14 protein-coding genes are annotated in these 20,371 nt (G+C 35.7%); 10 read left to right on the top strand and 4 right to left on the bottom strand.

Annotated elements, in window-relative coordinates; genetic code table 11:
• Positions 1 to 87: 87 nt before the first annotated feature.
• On the bottom strand, positions 88 to 498 hold the full coding sequence (locus OZP13_RS01140; protein WP_281298360.1) for a DUF1842 domain-containing protein: 411 nt from the start codon (positions 496 to 498) through the stop codon (positions 88 to 90).
• Positions 499 to 1,017: 519 nt separating this feature from the next.
• On the opposite strand from OZP13_RS01140, the gene OZP13_RS01135 reads away from it, so the two are divergent.
• Positions 1,018 to 4,728 carry a DEAD/DEAH box helicase gene (locus tag OZP13_RS01135; RefSeq protein ID WP_281298359.1) on the top strand — a complete coding sequence of 1,237 codons (3,711 nt, stop codon included), beginning with the start codon at positions 1,018 to 1,020 and terminating at the stop codon, positions 4,726 to 4,728.
• Positions 4,729 to 4,785: 57 nt separating this feature from the next.
• Here OZP13_RS01135 and OZP13_RS01130 read toward each other — a convergent pair whose 3' ends face one another.
• Together OZP13_RS01130 and OZP13_RS01125 are read right to left on the bottom strand one after the other, a co-directional pair.
• On the bottom strand, positions 4,786 to 5,658 hold the full coding sequence (locus tag OZP13_RS01130) for an RES domain-containing protein (RefSeq protein ID WP_269241891.1): 873 nt from the start codon (positions 5,656 to 5,658) through the stop codon (positions 4,786 to 4,788).
• A gap of 134 nt (positions 5,659 to 5,792) precedes the next feature.
• Complete coding sequence (locus tag OZP13_RS01125) at positions 5,793 to 6,605, bottom strand: UbiA prenyltransferase family protein (RefSeq protein ID WP_281298358.1); 813 nt, start codon at positions 6,603 to 6,605, stop codon at positions 5,793 to 5,795.
• 134 nt (positions 6,606 to 6,739) lie between these two features.
• Between OZP13_RS01125 and gcvP the strand changes: the two genes are divergently transcribed.
• The 5 genes from gcvP to OZP13_RS01100 all read left to right on the top strand — a co-directional run bounded on the left by gcvP (position 6,740) and on the right by OZP13_RS01100 (position 14,243).
• Positions 6,740 to 9,589 (top strand): aminomethyl-transferring glycine dehydrogenase, encoded by a 2,850-nt coding sequence (gcvP, locus tag OZP13_RS01120; RefSeq protein WP_281298357.1) that lies wholly within the window; start codon positions 6,740 to 6,742, stop codon positions 9,587 to 9,589.
• A gap of 211 nt (positions 9,590 to 9,800) precedes the next feature.
• Entirely contained in the window at positions 9,801 to 11,027 is a 1,227-nt protein-coding gene (locus OZP13_RS01115; protein WP_281298356.1) for a M48 family metalloprotease, read from the top strand.
• A gap of 23 nt (positions 11,028 to 11,050) precedes the next feature.
• A complete protein-coding gene (locus tag OZP13_RS01110; protein ID WP_281298355.1) occupies positions 11,051 to 12,574 on the top strand; it encodes a DUF6770 family protein in 1,524 nt (507 codons plus the stop codon).
• 104 nt (positions 12,575 to 12,678) lie between these two features.
• A complete protein-coding gene (locus tag OZP13_RS01105) occupies positions 12,679 to 13,041 on the top strand; it encodes a group III truncated hemoglobin (RefSeq protein WP_269241886.1) in 363 nt (120 codons plus the stop codon).
• Between the two features lie 140 nt (positions 13,042 to 13,181).
• Entirely contained in the window at positions 13,182 to 14,243 is a 1,062-nt protein-coding gene (locus OZP13_RS01100; protein WP_281298354.1) for a 3-oxoacyl-ACP synthase III family protein, read from the top strand.
• 63 nt (positions 14,244 to 14,306) lie between these two features.
• Here OZP13_RS01100 and OZP13_RS01095 read toward each other — a convergent pair whose 3' ends face one another.
• Positions 14,307 to 16,082, bottom strand: a complete 1,776-nt coding sequence (locus OZP13_RS01095) for a LamG-like jellyroll fold domain-containing protein (RefSeq protein ID WP_281298353.1) — start codon at positions 16,080 to 16,082, stop codon at positions 14,307 to 14,309.
• 152 nt (positions 16,083 to 16,234) lie between these two features.
• On the opposite strand from OZP13_RS01095, the gene OZP13_RS01090 reads away from it, so the two are divergent.
• From OZP13_RS01090 to OZP13_RS01075, 4 genes are all read left to right on the top strand, one after another.
• Positions 16,235 to 18,085: a tetratricopeptide repeat-containing sensor histidine kinase gene (locus tag OZP13_RS01090; RefSeq protein WP_281298352.1), complete on the top strand. Its 1,851-nt coding sequence runs from the start codon at positions 16,235 to 16,237 to the stop codon at positions 18,083 to 18,085.
• Entirely contained in the window at positions 18,078 to 18,839 is a 762-nt protein-coding gene (locus OZP13_RS01085; RefSeq protein WP_281298351.1) for a LytR/AlgR family response regulator transcription factor, read from the top strand. The genes OZP13_RS01090 and OZP13_RS01085 overlap by 8 nt, the downstream gene beginning before the upstream one ends.
• A gap of 89 nt (positions 18,840 to 18,928) precedes the next feature.
• On the top strand, positions 18,929 to 19,459 hold the full coding sequence (locus tag OZP13_RS01080; RefSeq protein ID WP_269241878.1) for a methyltransferase: 531 nt from the start codon (positions 18,929 to 18,931) through the stop codon (positions 19,457 to 19,459).
• An 11-nt stretch (positions 19,460 to 19,470) separates the two neighbouring features.
• Positions 19,471 to 20,319 carry a glycosyltransferase family 2 protein gene (locus OZP13_RS01075; protein ID WP_281298350.1) on the top strand — a complete coding sequence of 283 codons (849 nt, stop codon included), beginning with the start codon at positions 19,471 to 19,473 and terminating at the stop codon, positions 20,317 to 20,319.
• Positions 20,320 to 20,371: the final 52 nt, after the last annotated feature.

Here is a 20,371-nt window from a genome sequence, read left to right as displayed (position 1 = left end):
AACAATGCTTCGTGTTTTTTGCATATTAAAACAAAAAAGATTGCCTGATTTAGGCAATCTTTTTATATTGTCTGTTAAAAATCTAAACTAATTGCTCTCAACCAAACTATTTATTGCTGCAACTGGTACATTTTCAACTTGGTGTTGGTAATAAGTGAATCCTCCTTTTCCGTTCCAAGCATTATCAATAGCCAAATGGGCATCAAAATTAGCCAAGAAAGATCCTATTGCCGGAGGCGGAACAGAATGCACGTACTGACCTTGTAAACTAACTACTTTTGTAACATTTCCAAGTCCAGTTGCATATATTTTTCCAGTTACTGGAACAACAATATAACTGTCTGGACCACTTATGGCCTGCGTAATTACAACCGTGCCTGACACCGAATTTTGTGATGGCACAACTACTAAACTAAATGTTGCAACTGGGGCACCAGACATTCCAACATTTCCAATAGTACCTTTTGCTAAATAAGCACCTGCTAATAAATCTGACATAATTTTCTGTATTATATTTGTTCCTACTCGTAGGCTTTTCGGAACCGCCTCGTTTTTTTAAGTGGTTTCTGCTCCACTTTTCTATATCAAAACTATATTAGATATATAGATTTAAAATAAAAAATGTTACAAGACGAGAATTCATTGCCACAAGGCAGGAAAAACAAGTCACAACACTATTTAAAAATAATCACAAGTAACAAAAAATGAATGATTTACAAACTAGCTATCCATTAAAAAAAGTTCTTATTGATCTATTTTTAACTGGCAAAAACCTCAAGAAAAGACAACTTCCTTTCTAAAGGAGGAACTGAATTTCCAATAGAATTGTACAAAAGTTTTAAAGGACAGGAGCCAAAAATAGATGCTCAGTTGAAAAAAACGGGGTTGATTTAAAAGATAGCAAAATTTAGATTTCAGAATACAGATAGAAACCGAAGTAGGAATGCTTCGGTTTTCCTTTAGAATAACTTTTTAAAATAATAATGTTTCTATACATTTGACCAAACAAGAATTAGAATGGATATCAAGGCAATAAAAAAATACATTAAAACAAATAGCAACCCCAATTCAAGGAGTAATTCAAGACAAGTAGATGCCTATTTTATAAGTCAAGAAGGTAATGTATTTATTTTTGAATGTATTGGTAGTGATTATTACAATATTAAAATCGACATAGAAAACAACAACATAAGTACCACTTGCTCTTGTCCATACAAAAGAAGCTATTCCGGAATTTGCAAACACGTAATTGCCTCTTTAAAGATAATTATAGAAGATTATAGCGATGTGCTACCTACAACAGCTACAAAAGAGGAAAAAATTTATAGTCTATTTGAAGAACTTCCTATTACAACTGCAAATAAAATCGAAAAACTCAAAGGCAACCAAGTAAAACTAACCGACGGAATTATTACCTTAAACACGATTAATAATTGGACGGTTGCTCCTAGATACCGTGGCTACAATTATGATGATTACAAAATAACGGCAGTCTCCCAAACCGAAGTTAGCACACAAACAACGGGTTGGAACGCATCTAAGCAAATATTTAAATACAACCCTGAAACCGAAATTTTAGAATTTGAATGTAGTTGCACCAAAGCAAAAAAATCCTGTGAACATATTGGAAAAGCATTACAAGAAATAGAAACTGTTTTTGGAGAAAATTTGTTTGCTGAAAAATATATCGAAGAAAAAACAAAAGAAGCCATTGCAAAATATGGCTTCACAACGGAGGATGACTACAACAGTGTTTTTAGTTTCAAAATCACAACCAAAGGATTTGAAGCCAAGCCAAAAGCCAAAAACATCACTACCGATTCTAGAGATTACTCCAATATATTCAAAACTGCCGAAGTAGAAACCATCTTAAATCTACCTTCTTCAGACAACAAAACCGCTGATTTTGGATTAGGAATTTGCTTTGAATTTGAAAGAAAAAAATTCACTGAACTCATTCTTTTTCAAGCCAAATACAACAAAGCCAAAACCGATTTTTCTTCCTCAATTACACGAATAAACCACTACAATTTTGAGGATGCCTTGACGATTTACAGTTCAGAGGAAGAACAAAGTTTGATTGTAAAAACAATGCAAATCAATACCGCATTGTCCAAATACAGATCGACCAAAGACGTAAATTATTTAAAAAAAGCCATCGCTTCCAGTCAAAAACTTTTGGAAGTGCTGCAAAACAATTTTAGCTATACTTATGATGGTAGTAAAACCTTGGTTCGAAAAAACTTAACGCCTTGTGTGTATGACAACAAAACAATAAAATTGTTTTTCACAATAAGTGAAACAGCCTATTTCTACACACTAAAAGCTAAAATTTCGCTAAACGACAAAAACTATAATTTAGACGCCGCTGCCATACAAATAACTCCTTTATACCTATTTGTAGATGACATAATTGTACCCATAAATGACGCCAAACTTTCGGTATATCTCAACCATTTTAGCAATTTTGCCGAGATTAATTATCTAAAAAAAGACACTCCCGATTTTTACGAAAAAATTGTTAAGCCCTTGTCCGAAAAATTTGAAATTCAATCGACAATTTTCAAAAAAAGCAAAGTAGAAATTGAAGAAACTACACTCGAAAAACACGTTTACATTACCGATTATGAAGGGCAATATATCGTTTTCAAACCTGCAGTAAAATACCCAAACCAGTTAGTTTCTGTTTTTTCCAATGAGATGCTTGTCGAAGAATCAAAAAATAACACAATCAAAAAATCCATTTTATATCAAGAAAGAAACCAGTCTTTTGAGGATAATTTTATAGAAGAATTTAGAGGATTGCATCCCGCATTTTCCGAGCAGGACGAATTCTTTTTTCTCACGCCCGAGCAGTTGATGGAAAACTATTGGATGCTTCACGCTACCGACAGAATGCATCAGCAGGAAATGAAGGTTTTTGGTGCCAATAACTTAAAATCGTTTCAATTCAACATCAATAAACCCGTTATTAGAATTGGTTTAAAATCCGATATTGATTGGTTCGATTTGGAAATTGACATCAGTTTTGGCAACCAAAAAGTAGGTCTAAAAGAACTGCAAAAAGCATTTTTAAAACGAAGCAATTATGTGGCGCTTGGCGACGGAACGCTAGGAATTCTGCCCGAAGAATGGATGAAAAAATTCTCTAATTATTTTAAAGTTGGAGAAATCAAGAAAGACGGGATCAAACTTTCCAATTATCAGTTTGGAATCATCGACGAATTGTTTGAAGAAATGGAGAAAAAACCTCCGTTTTTGGTTGAATTATTAGAAAAAAAGAAACGTTTACAGAACATCTCCAACATAGAAGAAGTTCCAATTCCGAAAGGCATCAAAGCCAAATTAAGAGATTATCAGCACCACGGATTGAATTGGTTGGCGTTTTTGGACAAAAACCAATTGGGCGGATGCCTAGCCGATGATATGGGATTGGGAAAAACATTGCAAGCCATCACGTTCTTGCAATATTTGAAAGGGAAAGACAACAAATGCCTGCCTTCGCTAATAATTGCACCCACTTCTTTGATTTTTAATTGGAAAAACGAAATTGAAAAATTTTGTCCTTCGCTAAAAATGCTGGCTTTTGTGGGTTCTAATCGAATGGAAAACAAAGACGATTTCTCTAAATATGACTTGATCATTTCTACTTATGGTTCCTTGTTAAATGATGTGGAATTTATGAAAGATTTCAAGTTCAATTACATTATTTTGGACGAAAGTCAAGCGATTAAAAACCCAAATTCCAAACGATACAAAGCCGTTCGCTTATTAAATTCCTACAATCGATTGGTACTTACCGGAACTCCTATTGAGAACAATACCTTTGATTTGTATGCCCAAATGAACTTTATTAATCCAGGATTATTGGGTAATATGACGCATTTCAAAACTGAATTTTCGGACGCAATTGACAAAGAAAAAAATCACGATGCCTCGCATTTATTAAGCAAAATGATTGCTCCTTTTTTGCTTCGAAGAACCAAAGAGCAGGTTGCCAAAGAACTTCCAGAGAAAACCGAAAGTATTATTTATTGCGAAATGGGCAACGAACAGCGCAAGGTATATGACAGCTTTAAAAACAAATACCGCGATTACCTCATCAATAAAATAGACGAAAACGGAGTTGAAAATGCACAAATGTATATTTTGGAAGGATTGACTAAATTGAGACAAATATGCAATTCACCCGCCTTAATTTCGGATGAAGAAGATTATGGAAATCAATCGGTTAAACTTGATTTATTGCTAGAAAACATCAAAGAAAAAACCGGAAATCACAAGATATTAGTGTTTTCGCAATTTGTAAAAATGCTGCAACTCATCAAAACCAGATTAGATGAAGAGCAAATTCACTACGAATACCTCGACGGACAAACGACCAATCGGGAAGAAAAAGTGAATAGTTTTCAGAATAATACTGATGTCCGAGTGTTTTTAATTAGCCTGAAAGCGGGAGGAACAGGACTCAATTTAACTGAAGCCGATTATGTTTTCTTGGTCGATCCGTGGTGGAATCCCGCTGTCGAAAACCAAGCCATTGACCGTTGTTACCGCATTGGACAGAAGCAAAAAGTAATGGCTTACCGAATGATTTGCAAAGATACCATCGAGGAAAAAATAGCTTTGTTACAAGGCAAAAAGAAAGCCGTTGCCACAAGTATTATCACTGTCGATGAAGAGAAAAAATCGTTTGATGTGGATCAGGTGAAATCGTTTTTCTCTTAATTTTTTAGTTTTAAAATTTTCAAAAACAAGAACCGAAGTAAAAAAACTTTGTTTTTTTTAGAAATATAATGTTTCAATATCTGATTTTTTAGAAACATCCCTCCAATCAATATCAAACAAATCATTTGGATAAAGTTTTTCCTCCAATAACCGACCATTCCTATGCAATTTAAGCTTTATAAAATCATTCCCTTTTCCAACAACTTGAACAGTTTGTATTGTTGAAATTTCAAAATAACAATGCACCAACCAAGGTTTCAAAACAAAACAATAACTCGTCTGATTTCTAATAATACTTGGATATAACAAGCCATCTGTTTGTATAATACTTCTTTTTCTATCTGTTCCATCCGTCATAAAAATATGTGATAACGCAACACTTAACTTATATTTGTATGTTTCGATATCATCCACATTCTGATGAAATAATTTATCCAAAAAATCTTCAATTTCAATTTTGTCTTTATTTAATTTATAATCTTCAAATAAATTTTGAAGATTATGAATTTTAGATAAATATGTTTTGCCGATTGCATTAATTCTAAATCTAGGAATATTTTCCGTATATAAGTTACTGAAATTTGAAATAGTAATATAATCTCCAATTTCAGGTTTAACTTCAAGAACAGCAGTTAAAAAATCACTTGAACAATAAAACATACTTTCTCCGTCTCCATTACATCTTCCCATTTTAACATTTCTAGCAGGCGGATTCCAAAATTCTTTTTCATTAACAAATTCCATTAAAATTTCATCCTTACAATCGCCTTTAACATCATTGTGTTTTCTTGCACGATAAAAACCATTGAATGTAAAAGTTGTGAAAATATCAGTCGTGTATTTCTTATCCAACATTATTTGACTAATCTCCTCTTTCAAAGTTGCTATATCTTTCTCTTTACTATCTATAATTAATTTTTCAAAATCCATATTTCAAAACCCATTAATTTTCCATATAATTATTAAAGCAAATTTCCTATTCACCAATTTTATATATTTTTTGGTGAACGTATTCACCAATATTGTATATTTTTCAGTGAATACACTCACCAATATTAGTGTTTTTAAAGAATTAAAAGCATTAACCACCACAAAATCGGCACGCTTTCGACCCAAAAAGAAGTGTAATATTTGGAGCGTTTTTCATTGGCGAAAGCCAAAAACAAGGCGGTAATTGTCGCAATAATAAAGGATGAATATTCAAAGTTGACATCAATGATAAAACTAAAAAAATTCAATCCAAAAAACAAAGCCAACAACAAGAAACCCAATTTCTTTGTCCGGTTTACCCCTATTTGTTGTGGAACGGTTTGCAAATGTGGGTCGTCTTTGGCTAAATCAATGATTTCAAAAATGAGTATCAATACAAAAATCAGGATAAATCGTTGGATGCATTTGATGTAAAAATCGGAAGTCAATGAAACATCGGCATTTAAAACAGGCAGAACAACCGTTACTCCAACCCAGCATAAAGCCACGATATAAATTTTCACGCCAGCCCAATTTCGGGCATTTTTCCGGTTCGAAAAAAAAGGAAGCGCATATAATAATGTCAAAATAAAAAAACCGACCGAAACAATTTGAGTAATTCTTTCCAACTGAAAAAAATAAAAACCAACAGCCCACAACGACAAAAAACTCAGGATTGCAATCGCTTTTAATTTGTTTTTCATTTGCACTTTTTTGGCTCTGGCCAAAGCTTCATATTTCACGAAATTATATCCTACAATTGCCCCGAAAAAGGCGAAATAAGCCATCGGATAATCATTGGAAATACTGAAATAATGTTGCGTGATTTGAACCAAGGCAAAGCAGGACAAAGCAACGTGAATGCTGCCCTCTAGGTAGAAATCGAATGCCTTCTTGAAAATCTTCATTCCACAAAAATAATGAACGTTGTTATCAAATATCCGTTTTAGTTGAAAGATTGCTAAAAATCAACCGCTTTAACCCCTTTTAATTTGATATTTATCCATAAATTTGCGGCTCAAAAAACAACCCTTTTTTTTCTATGAAAACAGATTCTTTTGCTTTAAGACACATTGGCCCGAGAGAAACCGACCTGCAACACATGTTGAAAACCATAGGAGTTGACTCGATTGAGCGACTTGTTTATGAAACACTTCCGGATGACATTCGTCTAAAAGCACCACTTGCTTTGGATCCAGCCATGACCGAATATGAATATTCCAATCATATCGCCCAGTTGGGAAGCAAAAACAAGATGTTTCAATCCTATATAGGTTTGGGCTACAATCAAGCGATTGTTCCTGCAGTAATTCAAAGAAATATTTTTGAAAACCCAGGCTGGTACACGGCTTACACGCCATATCAAGCCGAAATTGCCCAAGGTCGTTTGGAAGCGATTTTGAATTTCCAAACTATGGTTATCGAATTGACCGGAATGGAAATAGCCAATGCCTCTTTATTGGACGAAGGAACTGCTGCTGCCGAAGCCATGGCTTTGCTTTATGACGTTCGTTCCCGCGACCAAAAGAAAAACAACGTTTGCAAATTCTTCGTTTCGGAAGAAATTTTACCACAAACATTATCCGTTTTACAAACCCGTTCTACGCCAATTGGAGTTGAATTGGTAATAGGAAACCACGAAACGTTTAACTTCTCGTCAGACTTTTTCGGAGCCATCCTCCAATATCCGGGGAAATACGGACAAGTTCATGATTATGCCGATTTCATTGCAAAAGCTGCCGCAAATGAAATAAAAGTTGCCGTAGCCGCCGATATTTTGAGTTTGACAAAACTAACACCTCCCGGAGAAATGGGTGCTGCAGTTGTTCTTGGAACCACGCAACGTTTCGGAATTCCGTTGGGTTATGGTGGACCACACGCCGCCTATTTTGCCACAAAAGACGAATACAAAAGAAGCATGCCGGGAAGAATTATTGGCGTGACCGTTGACACCGACGGAAATCGTGCGCTTCGTATGGCTTTGCAAACTCGCGAACAACACATCAAACGCGACAAAGCGACTTCCAATATTTGTACCGCACAAGTTTTATTGTCGGTTATGGCTGGAATGTACGCCGTTTATCACGGGCCAGAAGGTTTGCGATATATTGCCAATAAACTTCACGCTTTGGCCGCAACTTTATCCAATGAATTGGAAAAACTAGGTTTGCAGCAAACCAATACGGCTTTCTTTGACACCATCGTAGTGAAAGCTGATGCCAAAAAAATAAAAACAATCGCCGAACAAAACGAAGTTAACTTCTATTACATCGACGAAAATACCGTTTCTATTTCCTTGAATGAAACCACGAGTATTGCCGACATCAACAAAATTGTTTCGATTTTCGCTTCCGCAAATAATACCCAGGCCAGCACAATTGAAGTTTTGACGGAAACCAATCATTTCCCTTCCCATTTGGAAAGAACTTCAACATTTTTGGACCACGAAGTTTTCAATAAATTCCATTCGGAATCAGCAATGATGCGTTACATCAAAATGTTGGAGCGCAAAGATTTATCCTTGAATCATTCGATGATTTCGTTGGGTTCTTGCACCATGAAATTGAATGCTGCAGCCGAAATGTTGCCATTAAGCAATGCACTTTGGAACAACATTCACCCTTTTGCACCGCTAGACCAAGCACAGGGATATCAGGAAATGTTGTCTAAACTGGAGCAACAATTGAACGTAATTACCGGTTTTGCAGGAACGACTTTGCAACCCAATTCTGGTGCACAAGGCGAATATGCAGGACTTATGGTTATTCGTGCTTACCACCAATCTCGTGGCGATCACCATAGAAATATTGCCTTGATTCCTTCATCGGCACACGGAACCAATCCGGCTTCGGCAGCGATGGCGGGAATGAAAGTTATCGTTACCAAAACATTGGAAAACGGAAACATCGATGTGGAAGATTTACGCCAAAAAGCGATTGAACACAAAGACGATTTGTCTTGTTTGATGGTAACCTATCCTTCGACTCACGGGGTTTTTGAAAGCGCCATCAAAGAAATTACACAAATCATCCACGACAACGGTGGACAAGTTTATATGGATGGCGCCAACATGAATGCACAAGTTGGTTTGACCAATCCGGCAACCATTGGAGCCGACGTTTGCCACTTGAATTTGCACAAAACTTTCGCAATTCCTCACGGAGGTGGTGGACCAGGCGTTGGACCAATTTGTGTGGCCGAACATTTAGTTCCTTTCTTGCCATCCAATCCTGTAATCGCAACAGGTGGAGAAAATGCCATCACGGCTATTTCTGCTGCGCCTTGGGGCTCGGCATTGGTTTGTTTGATATCTTACGGCTACATCACGATGTTGGGCGCAGAAGGATTGAAAGAAGCAACTGAATTCGCCATATTGAACGCCAATTACATCAAGGAAAAACTAAACGGTCATTACGACACTTTATATTCTGGCGAAATGGGTCGTGCCGCCCACGAAATGATTTTGGAATGTCGCCCTTTCAAACAAAAAGGAATCGAAGTGACCGACATCGCCAAACGTTTGATGGATTATGGTTTTCATGCGCCTACGGTTTCTTTCCCGGTGGCTGGAACCTTGATGATTGAGCCAACCGAAAGCGAAAACTTGGAAGAATTAGACCGTTTTTGCGATGCGATGATTTCCATCAGAAAAGAAATTGAAGCTTCGACATTGGAAGACAAAAACAACGTTTTGAAAAATGCTCCTCATACACTGGCGATGCTTACTGCCGATGTTTGGAATTTCCCATACAGCAGAGAACAAGCTGCTTTTCCATTGGAATATATTGCCGAAAACAAATTCTGGCCAACCGTTCGCAGAGCCGATGATGCTTATGGCGACCGAAACTTGGTTTGTAGTTGCGCTCCAATTGAAGCGTATATGGAGAGCTAGAAATAATTTCAGAAAATAAATACAAAATGTCTCGAGAAATCGGGACATTTTTCTTACTTTTGGTTCCACAAAACCAAATCCTACTAAATAGTTGAAAAAAGCCATCTATTCTTTATTCTTATTTTTGATTGTTTGTGAAATGCATTCCCAAAATCAGCTTTTAAATTATTCACCTCAAAGTATAGATTCCCTAAAAAATTATCTCAGCTCGATGTCAAACAAAAAAGCTAGTAATTTTGACATAAAAAAACAAAAGAAAGTCAAGGAAATACTTCTGGAAAGAAACACTTCCTTTTTAAAGGACGTAAAAGACAGCACTTTTATTTTTGATAAAACAATCCAGAAATCAATCAATGCCATTCTTTCCAAAATATACCTTGCAAATCCCCAAATTAAACATGACGACTTTGTTTTCCTTATAAACAAATCAATGATTCCAAATGCAGCCTGTTATGGCAACGGATTGTTTTCCATTAATCTGGGTTTATTCATATTAATTGAAAACGATGACGAACTTGCGTTTATAATTTGTCACGAGATAGGCCACCATATACTGAAACACGGCGACAAAGCCATCAACAAATATCTTGACTCGTATAACTCAAAAGAAACCAAAAATCAAATAAATAAGGCCGCAAACCAAACCTACGGACGTAGGGCTGCGGTTTCTGCTTTGTTGAAAGATTTAGATTATAATTTTATGAAACAAAGCAGAAGTGCCGAAATTCAAGCGGATTCTTTAGGTTTCGTCTTGTTCAACAAAACCAATTACAACAAACAGGCTTCGGTTAGCGCACTCAAAAAACTGGATTTCTCCAACAACATGATCTTTAATGCCACTACCAACCTGAAACAAAATTTTGATTTTAACGAATATCCCTTTAAAGAAGCATGGATCAGCTCCGAGGAAAAATTATTCAATCTCAAAGAAAGTGCCGATGATTTAAAGTTCAATGCAGATTCCTTAAAAACACATCCCAACATTCCCTTCCGGATGGAAACTTTAAATAGAAATTTCAAATTCAACCCCACAAACTCGACTACTTCTGAATTTGAAAAACTGCAAAAAACGGCTTTTGACAGCAGTATCAAAATTTATTTTGACAATCTCAAATCAGACTTTGCCTTGTACCAATTATTGGCTCTTCACGAACAAAATAAAATACCGGAAGACGAATTCTGCAATTCAATTGCCTATCTGTTGAAAAAAGTATATCTATTGAAAGAAAAACACGTCTTCGGGAAATATGTGGGAGGAGTCAGTCCTTTTTCCGAAGAAAAAAACATCAACGAAATACGATTGTTTTTGAACAATATCGAATTGAAAAACATTCGAAAAATAGGTTACTATTTTTGCCTCAAAAATGAATCAAAAATTAAAGACAAAGCTGCTTTTCAGGATTCTTTCAATTTCTTTAAAAATTTAAACCAAAATTAATACAAATCAAAATCAAACAACCAATGAGAAAACTTGCTAGTTTACTTTTAATGTGTCTTGCCGTAAACCTTGCGCTTGCACAAACAAAAAAAATCAATGAAGTTAACACCTTCACAGTAAAAAATTCAGGAGTAATCTTGAATAAAGAAAAAGATGTGGAAGGCTACTATTTTTTTTATGAAATGGACAAATTAAAAAAAGGAGATCGAGAATTTGCCATTCAAATCTTGGACAACAATTTGGTTGAAGTGGCAAAAAAAACCTACATCAACAACAAAAACACCTTTTTGATGAACAGCAGCTTTAATAATCAAGCCATGCTGTTTGCCTTAGCCAATTATAAAGAAAAAAAGATCAACTTGCTTACCTTTAACAAAAAAGCAGAACAAAGTTCGTCCATAGACATTCCTTTGGAAAGCAAAGAAATAAAGTGGATCGAAGCAATGAAACTTTCCGGTGATTTCAACATTCTTTTTCCTGTCAACAACAAAGGTTTTTTGTTCAACAAAGTAGCCGACAACAAAAAAATAGGATATTCTTTGAAATACTATCCAACCGATGGAGGAAAAGCTTGGGAATTTAATTCTCCCGTAGATTCACAAGAAATATTGATGATAAATCCCATCGAAGTAAATGAAGATGTCGTTGTAGCATTGGAATTTTCAAGAACCAGCGTGTTTTCCAGAAAAGTCATGATTAAAACACTTGTCATAGATGCAAATACCGGTAAACTTTTGTTTGACAAAGAATACAGTAAAAACAAAAATCCAAGATTAATATCCAATGCCTACATAAACGATAATAAGGCAGTGGTGTTGTTAGGTGAATATTTCAACGAAGGAGACAATATCTTTGACGATCAAAGCCAAGGTCTTTTTTCGGAAGAAGTTAATTTATCCGGACAAACCAATAAAGAAGTTTTTGTAAGCTGGAAAAATGACGTAAGCAAATTCTATAAGCCTCAAGCAGGAGAAAAGGAAATAGGCCATGTTTATTTTCATAAAATCGTGAAAACAGCATCTGGCGAAATCTATGCTATAGGTGAAAAATACAAGAAAACGGCAAGTGCAAGCGGAATTGCAATGGCTGTTTTAAACAAAGGACAAGGAGCTACAACTCAATTAACCATAACAGATGCAGTTGCTTTTAAATTTGATCGTGACTTTAAATTAAAAGACATCAAAATATTTGAAAAAGGAAAATCGAGAGTGCCTTGCCTAACCGATTTTGGAAGCCCACAACTTAATGCAAATGCCTTGAAAAACCAAGGTGCATTTGATTATGTATTTACACAAATAGACAAAAAGAACGATCGCTTTTATTCTTGTTTTGTAGATTATGAAAGACTTTCGGGCGAAAAAAACAAATTTGCTTTCAAAACCATTATTTATGATGAAGGTTCTCTTTCACAAGACAAAATCTATTTGTCCAGTGAAGACAAAGAATTCAGGGTAATGGCAGGCAAAGTAGGTTATGTCGCTTTGATAGAGTACAACAAAAAAGATAAAGAAATTAATTTACACTTGGAAAAACTAAACATCAAATAAGATTTTCAATCAATTGTACCGCGATTGAAGCTTATGTGAAAAATTAATGTTATTTTAGTAAAATGTCTCGAGAAATCGGGACATTTTTTTTCAAAAAAAAAAATATGACAGACATTCAAACCCGAGAAGATTTACATCTGTTGATGAGTGAATTCTACAAGAAATTACTCGCCGACGACAAAATCAATTTTATATTTACCGAAGTGGCCCAAATCGATTTAGAACCCCATTTATTGGACTTGGTTGATTTCTGGGAACAAATCCTTTTTGACACCGGCAGTTACCGAAAAAACGTGCTTCAAATCCACATAGACATCAACCAAAAATTAAAATTATCGGAAGAACATTTTTCCATTTGGCTTCATTATTTCAACACCACAATTGACGAAAACTTTGAAGGACAAATTGCCGAAAACATGAAAACAAGAGCCTTGTCCATTGCCACAGTAATGAAAATAAAAATGTAACTTTTTACTATTTGATGCATAATAATCGGTTTTTTACTAAAAAACAGGTTTTTATACAATTATATGCGCGCATAGTAAGTTTTATCTTTTTTTATCATTTTTTATCTATAAATTTGTTCTAAATCTTTTACTTTTTTCTAATGAAAATAAAAATAAGCGGAATAGGGAGTTATATTCCAGAAATAAAAGTTGCCAATGCAGACTTTAACAAACATGTATTTTTAAATGAAGACGGAACCCCTTTTGCTTACCCGAACGAGGTTGTCATCAATAAATTTAAAAGCATTACCGGAATCGAAAAGAGACGATATGCTTCTCCTGAACAAAACACCTCAGACTTGGCCTTTCTGGCTTCGATAAAAGCAATCGAAAATGCAAGAATAGATCCCGAGACCATTGATTACATCATTTTTGCCCACAATTTTGGCGATGTGAAATACGGTTCAAAACAATCGGACATCATCCCTAGTTTGGCCACTCGCGTCAAGCATAAATTGCAAATAAAAAACCCAAAATGTGTGGCTTATGACATTCTTTTTGGTTGTCCAGGATGGATAGAAGGCGTGCTTCAGGCCAATGCTTTCATCCAATCCGGCATGGCAAAACGTTGTTTGGTGATTGGCGGCGAAACCCTTTCGAGAGTGGTCGATCCACACGACAGGGATTCCATGATTTATTCTGACGGTTCTGGAGCAGCGATAATCGAAGCTTCGGATGACGAAACGGGAATGCTGTCTTATGAAAGCGCCACTTATGCCTACGATGAAGCTGGTTATTTGTTTTTTGGAAAATCATACAATCCCGATTTGGCAAAAGAAGATACTTGCTACATCAAAATGCATGGCCGAAAAATTTATGAATTTGCCTTGAGCAATGTTCCAGCAGCCATGAAAAGTTGTCTAGACCAAAGCGGATTGGACATTGACGACGTGAAAAAAATCTTGATTCACCAAGCCAACGAAAAAATGGACGAAGCCATCATTCACCGTTTTTACAAATTATACGGCAAATCTGTTCCCAAAGACATTATGCCAATGAGCATTCACGAACTGGGAAACAGCAGCGTGGCTACCGTTCCTACCCTTTTGGATTTATTGATTCGAGGAAAAATCGAAAATCAAGAACTACATAAAGGCGACATTCTCATCTTCGCTTCCGTTGGGGCAGGAATGAATATCAATGCCTTTGTTTATAGATATTAAAAAAATAAAAACCCTTTTAAGAAATCACTTAAAAGGGTTTTTTAATTTATGCAACTACTTCTTTTATTGTTTCACTATCTTTTCAGTGGCGATTCCATTATTTTCATCTTGAATTCTAACCATATAGATTCCAGAAGCCAAATCGGAAACATTAGTTTGTTTTTGTGTGGACGTTTTTACTTTTTGCCCTTGAATGTTATAGATTTCAACTGACTTCAATTCTGTTTTGGTTTCGATATTTAGAACATCTTTCACAGGGTTTGGATATAATAAAACTTTTAGGTTGTTTTGAGAAAAATCTTGAGAAGACAAAGTGTTATTGGTAAATAAACTGTTTACATCAGCTTGAGTCAAGGCATAATTGTAAATTTTTAAATCATCAATGGCTCCACTAAAATAGCCTGTCGATCCGTTTTCTGTCAATCCTAATCTAAACTTATCCAAATTGTTTACTGTATTCCAAGTTGTAGCAGCACTTGAAATCAGTACACCATCTTTATAGATTTTTGATATCGTGCCGTCATACGTACAAACATAATGATACCAAGCATTGTTTGTATGTGAAGTGGCAATGCTATTGTTGCCTCCCGAACCCGCAAAAAATATTGATTGCGCTGGTTTAAACAAAAAACCATTTCCGTTTGCCGCATCTCCATAATGAAAGGCATAATTGAAAAAAGTATTCATCGTAGTCGTTTTTACCCAAAATGAAACCGTTCTACCATTCGAGCCATAAGGCAGGCCAGTAATAGTTGCTACAGCTCCATTGTCAGAAAGACTCAAGGCTGCATTTGCGTTTCCGTGTCTGTCTGCAGTGTAGGACAATCCAAAAAGATGAGAAAAAGGCGAATTTCCATTTACATTATTTGGTGTGTTATTGAATGTATATTCAGCAATCAATTGTGGCGGAGCAGCTGTAATAAAAGTAAATAAATTAGTGTTTTCAGTCCCATTGCTATTAGTTGCTTCAAGTCTGTAAATATATTGCGTATTAGCCATTAGCCCTGTAAAGGTAACACTCCCAGTCGTGTTGGTTGTTCCTGTTGATGATACACCAGTAATTTCAGTTTGAATAATCCCTCCATCTAGTGTATAAACTGTTGAAGTTGCATTACTTCCATTGGCGTTTAAGGTATAATTAATGGTTGCTGTAGTTTGCGTAACCGATGCAGAAACAGCGGAAATAATCGGAAAAACAGTAGTCGTTGTAAAAGTACCAATAGACTCGCTTGTAGTGGTTCCGTTTGCATTAACCGCTTCAACTTGATAATAATACTGTCTATTAGGCGTAAGCCCTGTTAGTAAAGTGCTTCCTGCCGTGTTTGAAGTTCCCGTTGCCGAATTCCCCACAACTTGACTTGTCATTGTAGCAACAGACAAACCATATTTTACCACAGAAGTAGTATTGAAACCTTGGGCATTTAAAGTATAATTAATAGTAGCCCCATTAGTTGTAATTGCTGAAGAAGTAACTCCAGAAATTATTGGCACTAAAGCCGCAGTTGTAAAAGAACTTATAGCTGAATTGGTATAAACTCCAAATGCAAGTGCACGGAATCTAAAATAATAAGTCGTATTGGGTAATAAACCGGTTAGGTTTTTAACAAGATTATAAGAACCCGCAAAAGTGTTTTGAGAACCTTGATTGGCTGCCGAAGCAACGCCAGCTGAACTTGTCGCAATTTGATACGACACTTGATATGTGTTGTTTAAATTCATGTACACATTAAGATTGGCGGTAGTGGCTGCAACACTCGATGCATAAGGCGCATTGAAACTAACTTGTGCTTGGCCAAACGAAAATGCCAGTAAAAAAAAGAAAAGTAATCGTGTTTTCATAATAATTGGTTTTATAATTATGTTCCAAAACTATTTCAATAAAAACAAGAAAAACCTTTGAGTTTGAGAACTGCCGTTTTGAGTTTGAGAACCGTCTTTTTATATTGTATATTTCCTATACTTTTACAAAAAATAATTTAGCTCATTTGTTGATGAAAAAAATAGCACTCCTTTTTATCCTGTCTATCTATTGTTTTGGACAAGAAAACCCAAAAGACGCCTTAAAAAAAATTGAAACTTATTCTAAAAAAGACACTATCAAAGTCGAAATGATGGTGGATTATTGTGTGGCCAATACTTTTTCCAATTCAGATAAAGTGTTGAAAATGGCGCAAGAAGCTTACACACTTTCAAAAGAGATTAAATACACTTTGGGCGAAATTCGTTCCTTGAACTGCATCGGAAATTCCTATTACCAACAAGCCATTTACGACAAAGCCATCGCCCATTACACCAAAGCCCTTTCTATTGCCGAAAAATCAAAAGACACCAAAAACATCGTTATTGGAAAAAACAATTTAGGAAACCTCTATGTTCGAACCAATCAACCCGAAAAAGCATTGCCGATTTTAAAAGAGGCCGATAAAATTTTGTTGCAATCAGGACAAGAAAATTCTCAAAATCGAGCCGCAATTCTAACCAACATCGGCGGTTTATATTCCTCGCTAAAAAAACATAAAGAGGCTATCCAATACCACAAAAAAACCTTGGAACTCTGCGAGAAACTTAAAATTTCATTCGGAATAGCCATTGCCACTTGCAACATTGGTGAAGAATATGTCCTATTGCAGGATTACAAAACTGCTTATGGTTATTTAAAAAAATCGCAACTTTTATCCAAAAAAGAAGGATTCAATAATTTTTTAGGAAAGAATTACAAAAATATTGGAGTGGTGCTTTGGCATCAAAACAAAAAAGAAGAAGCGTTTGAATACCTTAAAAAAGCCATCACAGTTTGCGAAAAAACAAACGAACAAAACGTATTAATCGAAACACTGGAAATTCAACAAAAATTTTATGCCGAAAACAACGACTTTAAAAATGCTCATCTCACGGGATTAAAATTAAAAAAAGTGACCAATAGCGTCATTGGCATCGAAAAACAAAAAGCCGTTTCCGAAATCAACACCAAATACGAAACCGAGAAAAAACAAAACCATATCATTTCGCTACAAAAAGACAATGAAATTGCCAATCTGGAAAACAAACGGCAAAAATCGATAGTTTTATCGCTGTCATTATTCATTCTTTCCGCACTGATTTTAGGCTATTTTATTTTTAATCGTTTCAAAATCAAGAAACAAAACGAGCTTCTGAAACTCCAACTTCAGGAAGCCGAGAAAACAATTCTTGCCGAGAAAAAAGCTTCGCAAAGTGAACTCAAGGCCTTGAAATCGCAAATGAATCCGCACTTTTTCTTTAATGCGCTCAACACCATCCAATCCTATATTGCCACCAATGAAACTGAAGAAGCCACCGATTATTTGAACAAATTTTCGAAACTGACTCGAATGATTCTCGAAATGACCGACAAAAACTGGATTACCATCGACGAAGAAATAAAAATGCAAACCTTGTATTTGAATTTGCAAAAAACACGTTTATCCAATTTTAATTTCCAAATTAACATCAAAAACCCGAGCATTCACAATGCAACGATTCCAACAATGCTCTTGCAACCTTATATCGAAAATGCAGTCATTCACGGATTAGCACACAAATTAGGAAAAAGAAATTTATGGGTCAATTTTGAAATCAACACCCAAAACCAATTGGAAATCATAATAAAAGACAACGGAATCGGACTGACAAAAGCCAATGAAATCAATCAAAAAAACAGCAACAAAAACACTTCGTTTGCCACAAAAGCCACGCTGGAGCGACTGGAAATCATCAACAGAAATGATTTAAAGATCGCTGTTGAAACCAATGAAGTATTCGACAGCAACGAAAAACCGGAAGGAACAGAGATAAAAATCACAATGGATTTGCGCTATGAATAAATACAAAACCATCATCATCGAAGACGAAAAAAGGGCACAAATGCTGTTGCAAAACATCTTGGAAAAACACTTCCCGAATATCGAAATCATGGCTATTGCCGACGATTTGCCATCGGGTGTAAAAGCCATTCACAAACACAAACCCGATTTTGTTTTTCTTGATATTGAAATGCCTAATTTCAGCGGATTGGAAATTTTGGATTTTTTCAACGAAAAAGAAGTTGATTTCTCCATCATTTTCACCACCGCCTACAATCATTATGCGATTGAAGCCTTGAAAATTGCCGCCGTCGATTATTTACTGAAACCCTTGAACAAAGAAGACATCAAAGAAGCTTTGGAACGTTTTGAAAAGAAAAACAACACCTACAATCAAGAATCCTTTTCGAGTTTGAAAAGCATTATTTCTGATAAAAAAATCAACAAAATTGCGGTTCCCGAAGGCAGTCAACTGCATTTCATAAAACCTGAAGACATCGTTTACATCAAGGCCGACAATTCGTATTCTGAACTTTATCTGGAAAACGAAAAACAAATGATCGTTAGCCGTTCCATAAAAAATTTCGAAGACGGACTCAAAGAGAATCCGTGTTTTTGCCGAATCCACAAATCCTATTTAATCAACACACAATTTGTGGAAAAATACGACAAATCGAATGGAGGTTGGGTCACGCTTTCCAACAAAAAAGAGCTTCCCGTTTCGTCTGAAAAAATCGAAGCTTTTTTGGCCTTGATCAATAAAATATCACGATAAATTTGATTACAAAAAGACACCAAAACTTTGTACATTTACAGCCTAATTAAACTTATGAACGAAAGACTATTTCGTTCCTCGCAAAGACTATGTACGAAAAAACATTTCCCAATAAAAGATTCAAACACACTTTAGAATTTTTACAAAAACACGTTCCAACTTCCGAAACCATCCTTGATTTAGGCGTTCCAAATCCTTTTTCCAAAATAATGGGAGAAAACGGATACAGCGTAAAAAACACTACAGGCGAAGATATCGACAACAATCAAGCGGCATTGCAAAACGAGAACTACACTGTTTTTACCGCTTTTGAAATCTTCGAACATTTATTGAATCCTTACACGGTATTGGAAAACGTGAAATGCAACAAACTACTGATTTCCATTCCGTTGCGTTTGTGGTTTTCGCCGGCTTATAGAAGCAAAACCGATATGTGGGACAGACATTACCACGAATTTGAGGATTGGCAATTGGACTGGCTTTTGGAAAAAACAGGCTGGAAAATCATCGACAGGCAGAAATTTACGCATCCTGTAAAGAAAATTGGATTCCGACCCTTATTGCGATTTTTCACGCCGAGATATTATATCGTTTATGCTGAAAAAGTGACTAATAATTAGTAATTAACCTCATGAGATATTACATAGTTATTCCGTCTTACAACGAAGAAGCACTTATTCCTTTGACCTTGCAATCCTTGATTTCGCAAACCGTTTTGCCGTCAAAAATTGTGGTGGTCAACGATAATTCCACGGACAAAACTGCCGAAATTGTTTTGGATTTTGCCAAAGAAAACCCGTATATCAGTTTAGTAAACAAAACTTCCAAAAACATACATTTACCAGGAAGCAAAGTGATTCAAGCTTTTCAAAAAGGGTTCGAAACATTGGATGAAAACTACGATTTAATCGTGAAAATTGATGCCGACTTGATTTTTCCTCCAAATTATTTCGAAACCGTCATCAAACATTTTGAATCTGATCCAACAATTGGAATGGCAGGAGGATTTTGTTACATCGAAAAAAATGGCGACTGGATTCTGGAAAACCTGACCGACAAAGATCATATTCGAGGCGCACTCAAAGCATATAGAAAAGCAACTTTCCAGCAAATTGGAGGTTTAAAACCAGCAATGGGTTGGGACACGGTTGACGAATTGCTTTGCAAATTCTACAATTGGAAAGTGGTTACTGACGAAAGTTTGCACGTAAAACACCTCAAACCCACGGGCGCCAACTACAACAAAACGGCACGCTACAAACAAGGTGAAGCTTTTTACACCTTGGGTTACGGATTTTTTATTACCGCAATTGCTTCGGCAAAACTGGCAATGATGAAGAAAAAACCATTGCTTTTTTTAGATTACATTCAAGGATTTTGGAAAGCCAAATCTGCCAAAAAAACCATATTGGTCAATCCAGAGCAAGCCAAATTCATTCGAAAATACCGTTTGCAGAAAATGAAGGAGAAATTGTTTTAATATTTCGTAATCAAAAACAAAATCCAAAATTCCAACAAAATACAGTATTTTT

The organism is Flavobacterium limnophilum (assembly GCF_027111315.2).
Lineage (GTDB): Bacteria > Bacteroidota > Bacteroidia > Flavobacteriales > Flavobacteriaceae > Flavobacterium > Flavobacterium limnophilum.
Note: the sequence above shows the minus strand (reverse complement) of the source record. Positions and strands in the feature narration are given on the sequence as shown.

Coding starts and splice junctions, on each gene's coding strand:
- OZP13_RS01140 (WP_281298360.1), bottom strand. CDS start 498: ATGTCAGATTTATTAGCAGGTGCTTATTTAGCAAAAGGTACTATTGGA.
- OZP13_RS01135 (WP_281298359.1), top strand. CDS start 1,018: ATGGATATCAAGGCAATAAAAAAATACATTAAAACAAATAGCAACCCC.
- OZP13_RS01130 (WP_269241891.1), bottom strand. CDS start 5,658: ATGGATTTTGAAAAATTAATTATAGATAGTAAAGAGAAAGATATAGCA.
- OZP13_RS01125 (WP_281298358.1), bottom strand. CDS start 6,605: ATGAAGATTTTCAAGAAGGCATTCGATTTCTACCTAGAGGGCAGCATT.
- gcvP (WP_281298357.1), top strand. CDS start 6,740: ATGAAAACAGATTCTTTTGCTTTAAGACACATTGGCCCGAGAGAAACC.
- OZP13_RS01115 (WP_281298356.1), top strand. CDS start 9,801: ATGTCAAACAAAAAAGCTAGTAATTTTGACATAAAAAAACAAAAGAAA.
- OZP13_RS01110 (WP_281298355.1), top strand. CDS start 11,051: ATGAGAAAACTTGCTAGTTTACTTTTAATGTGTCTTGCCGTAAACCTT.
- OZP13_RS01105 (WP_269241886.1), top strand. CDS start 12,679: ATGACAGACATTCAAACCCGAGAAGATTTACATCTGTTGATGAGTGAA.
- OZP13_RS01100 (WP_281298354.1), top strand. CDS start 13,182: ATGAAAATAAAAATAAGCGGAATAGGGAGTTATATTCCAGAAATAAAA.
- OZP13_RS01095 (WP_281298353.1), bottom strand. CDS start 16,082: ATGAAAACACGATTACTTTTCTTTTTTTTACTGGCATTTTCGTTTGGC.
- OZP13_RS01090 (WP_281298352.1), top strand. CDS start 16,235: ATGAAAAAAATAGCACTCCTTTTTATCCTGTCTATCTATTGTTTTGGA.
- OZP13_RS01085 (WP_281298351.1), top strand. CDS start 18,078: ATGAATAAATACAAAACCATCATCATCGAAGACGAAAAAAGGGCACAA.
- OZP13_RS01080 (WP_269241878.1), top strand. CDS start 18,929: ATGTACGAAAAAACATTTCCCAATAAAAGATTCAAACACACTTTAGAA.
- OZP13_RS01075 (WP_281298350.1), top strand. CDS start 19,471: ATGAGATATTACATAGTTATTCCGTCTTACAACGAAGAAGCACTTATT.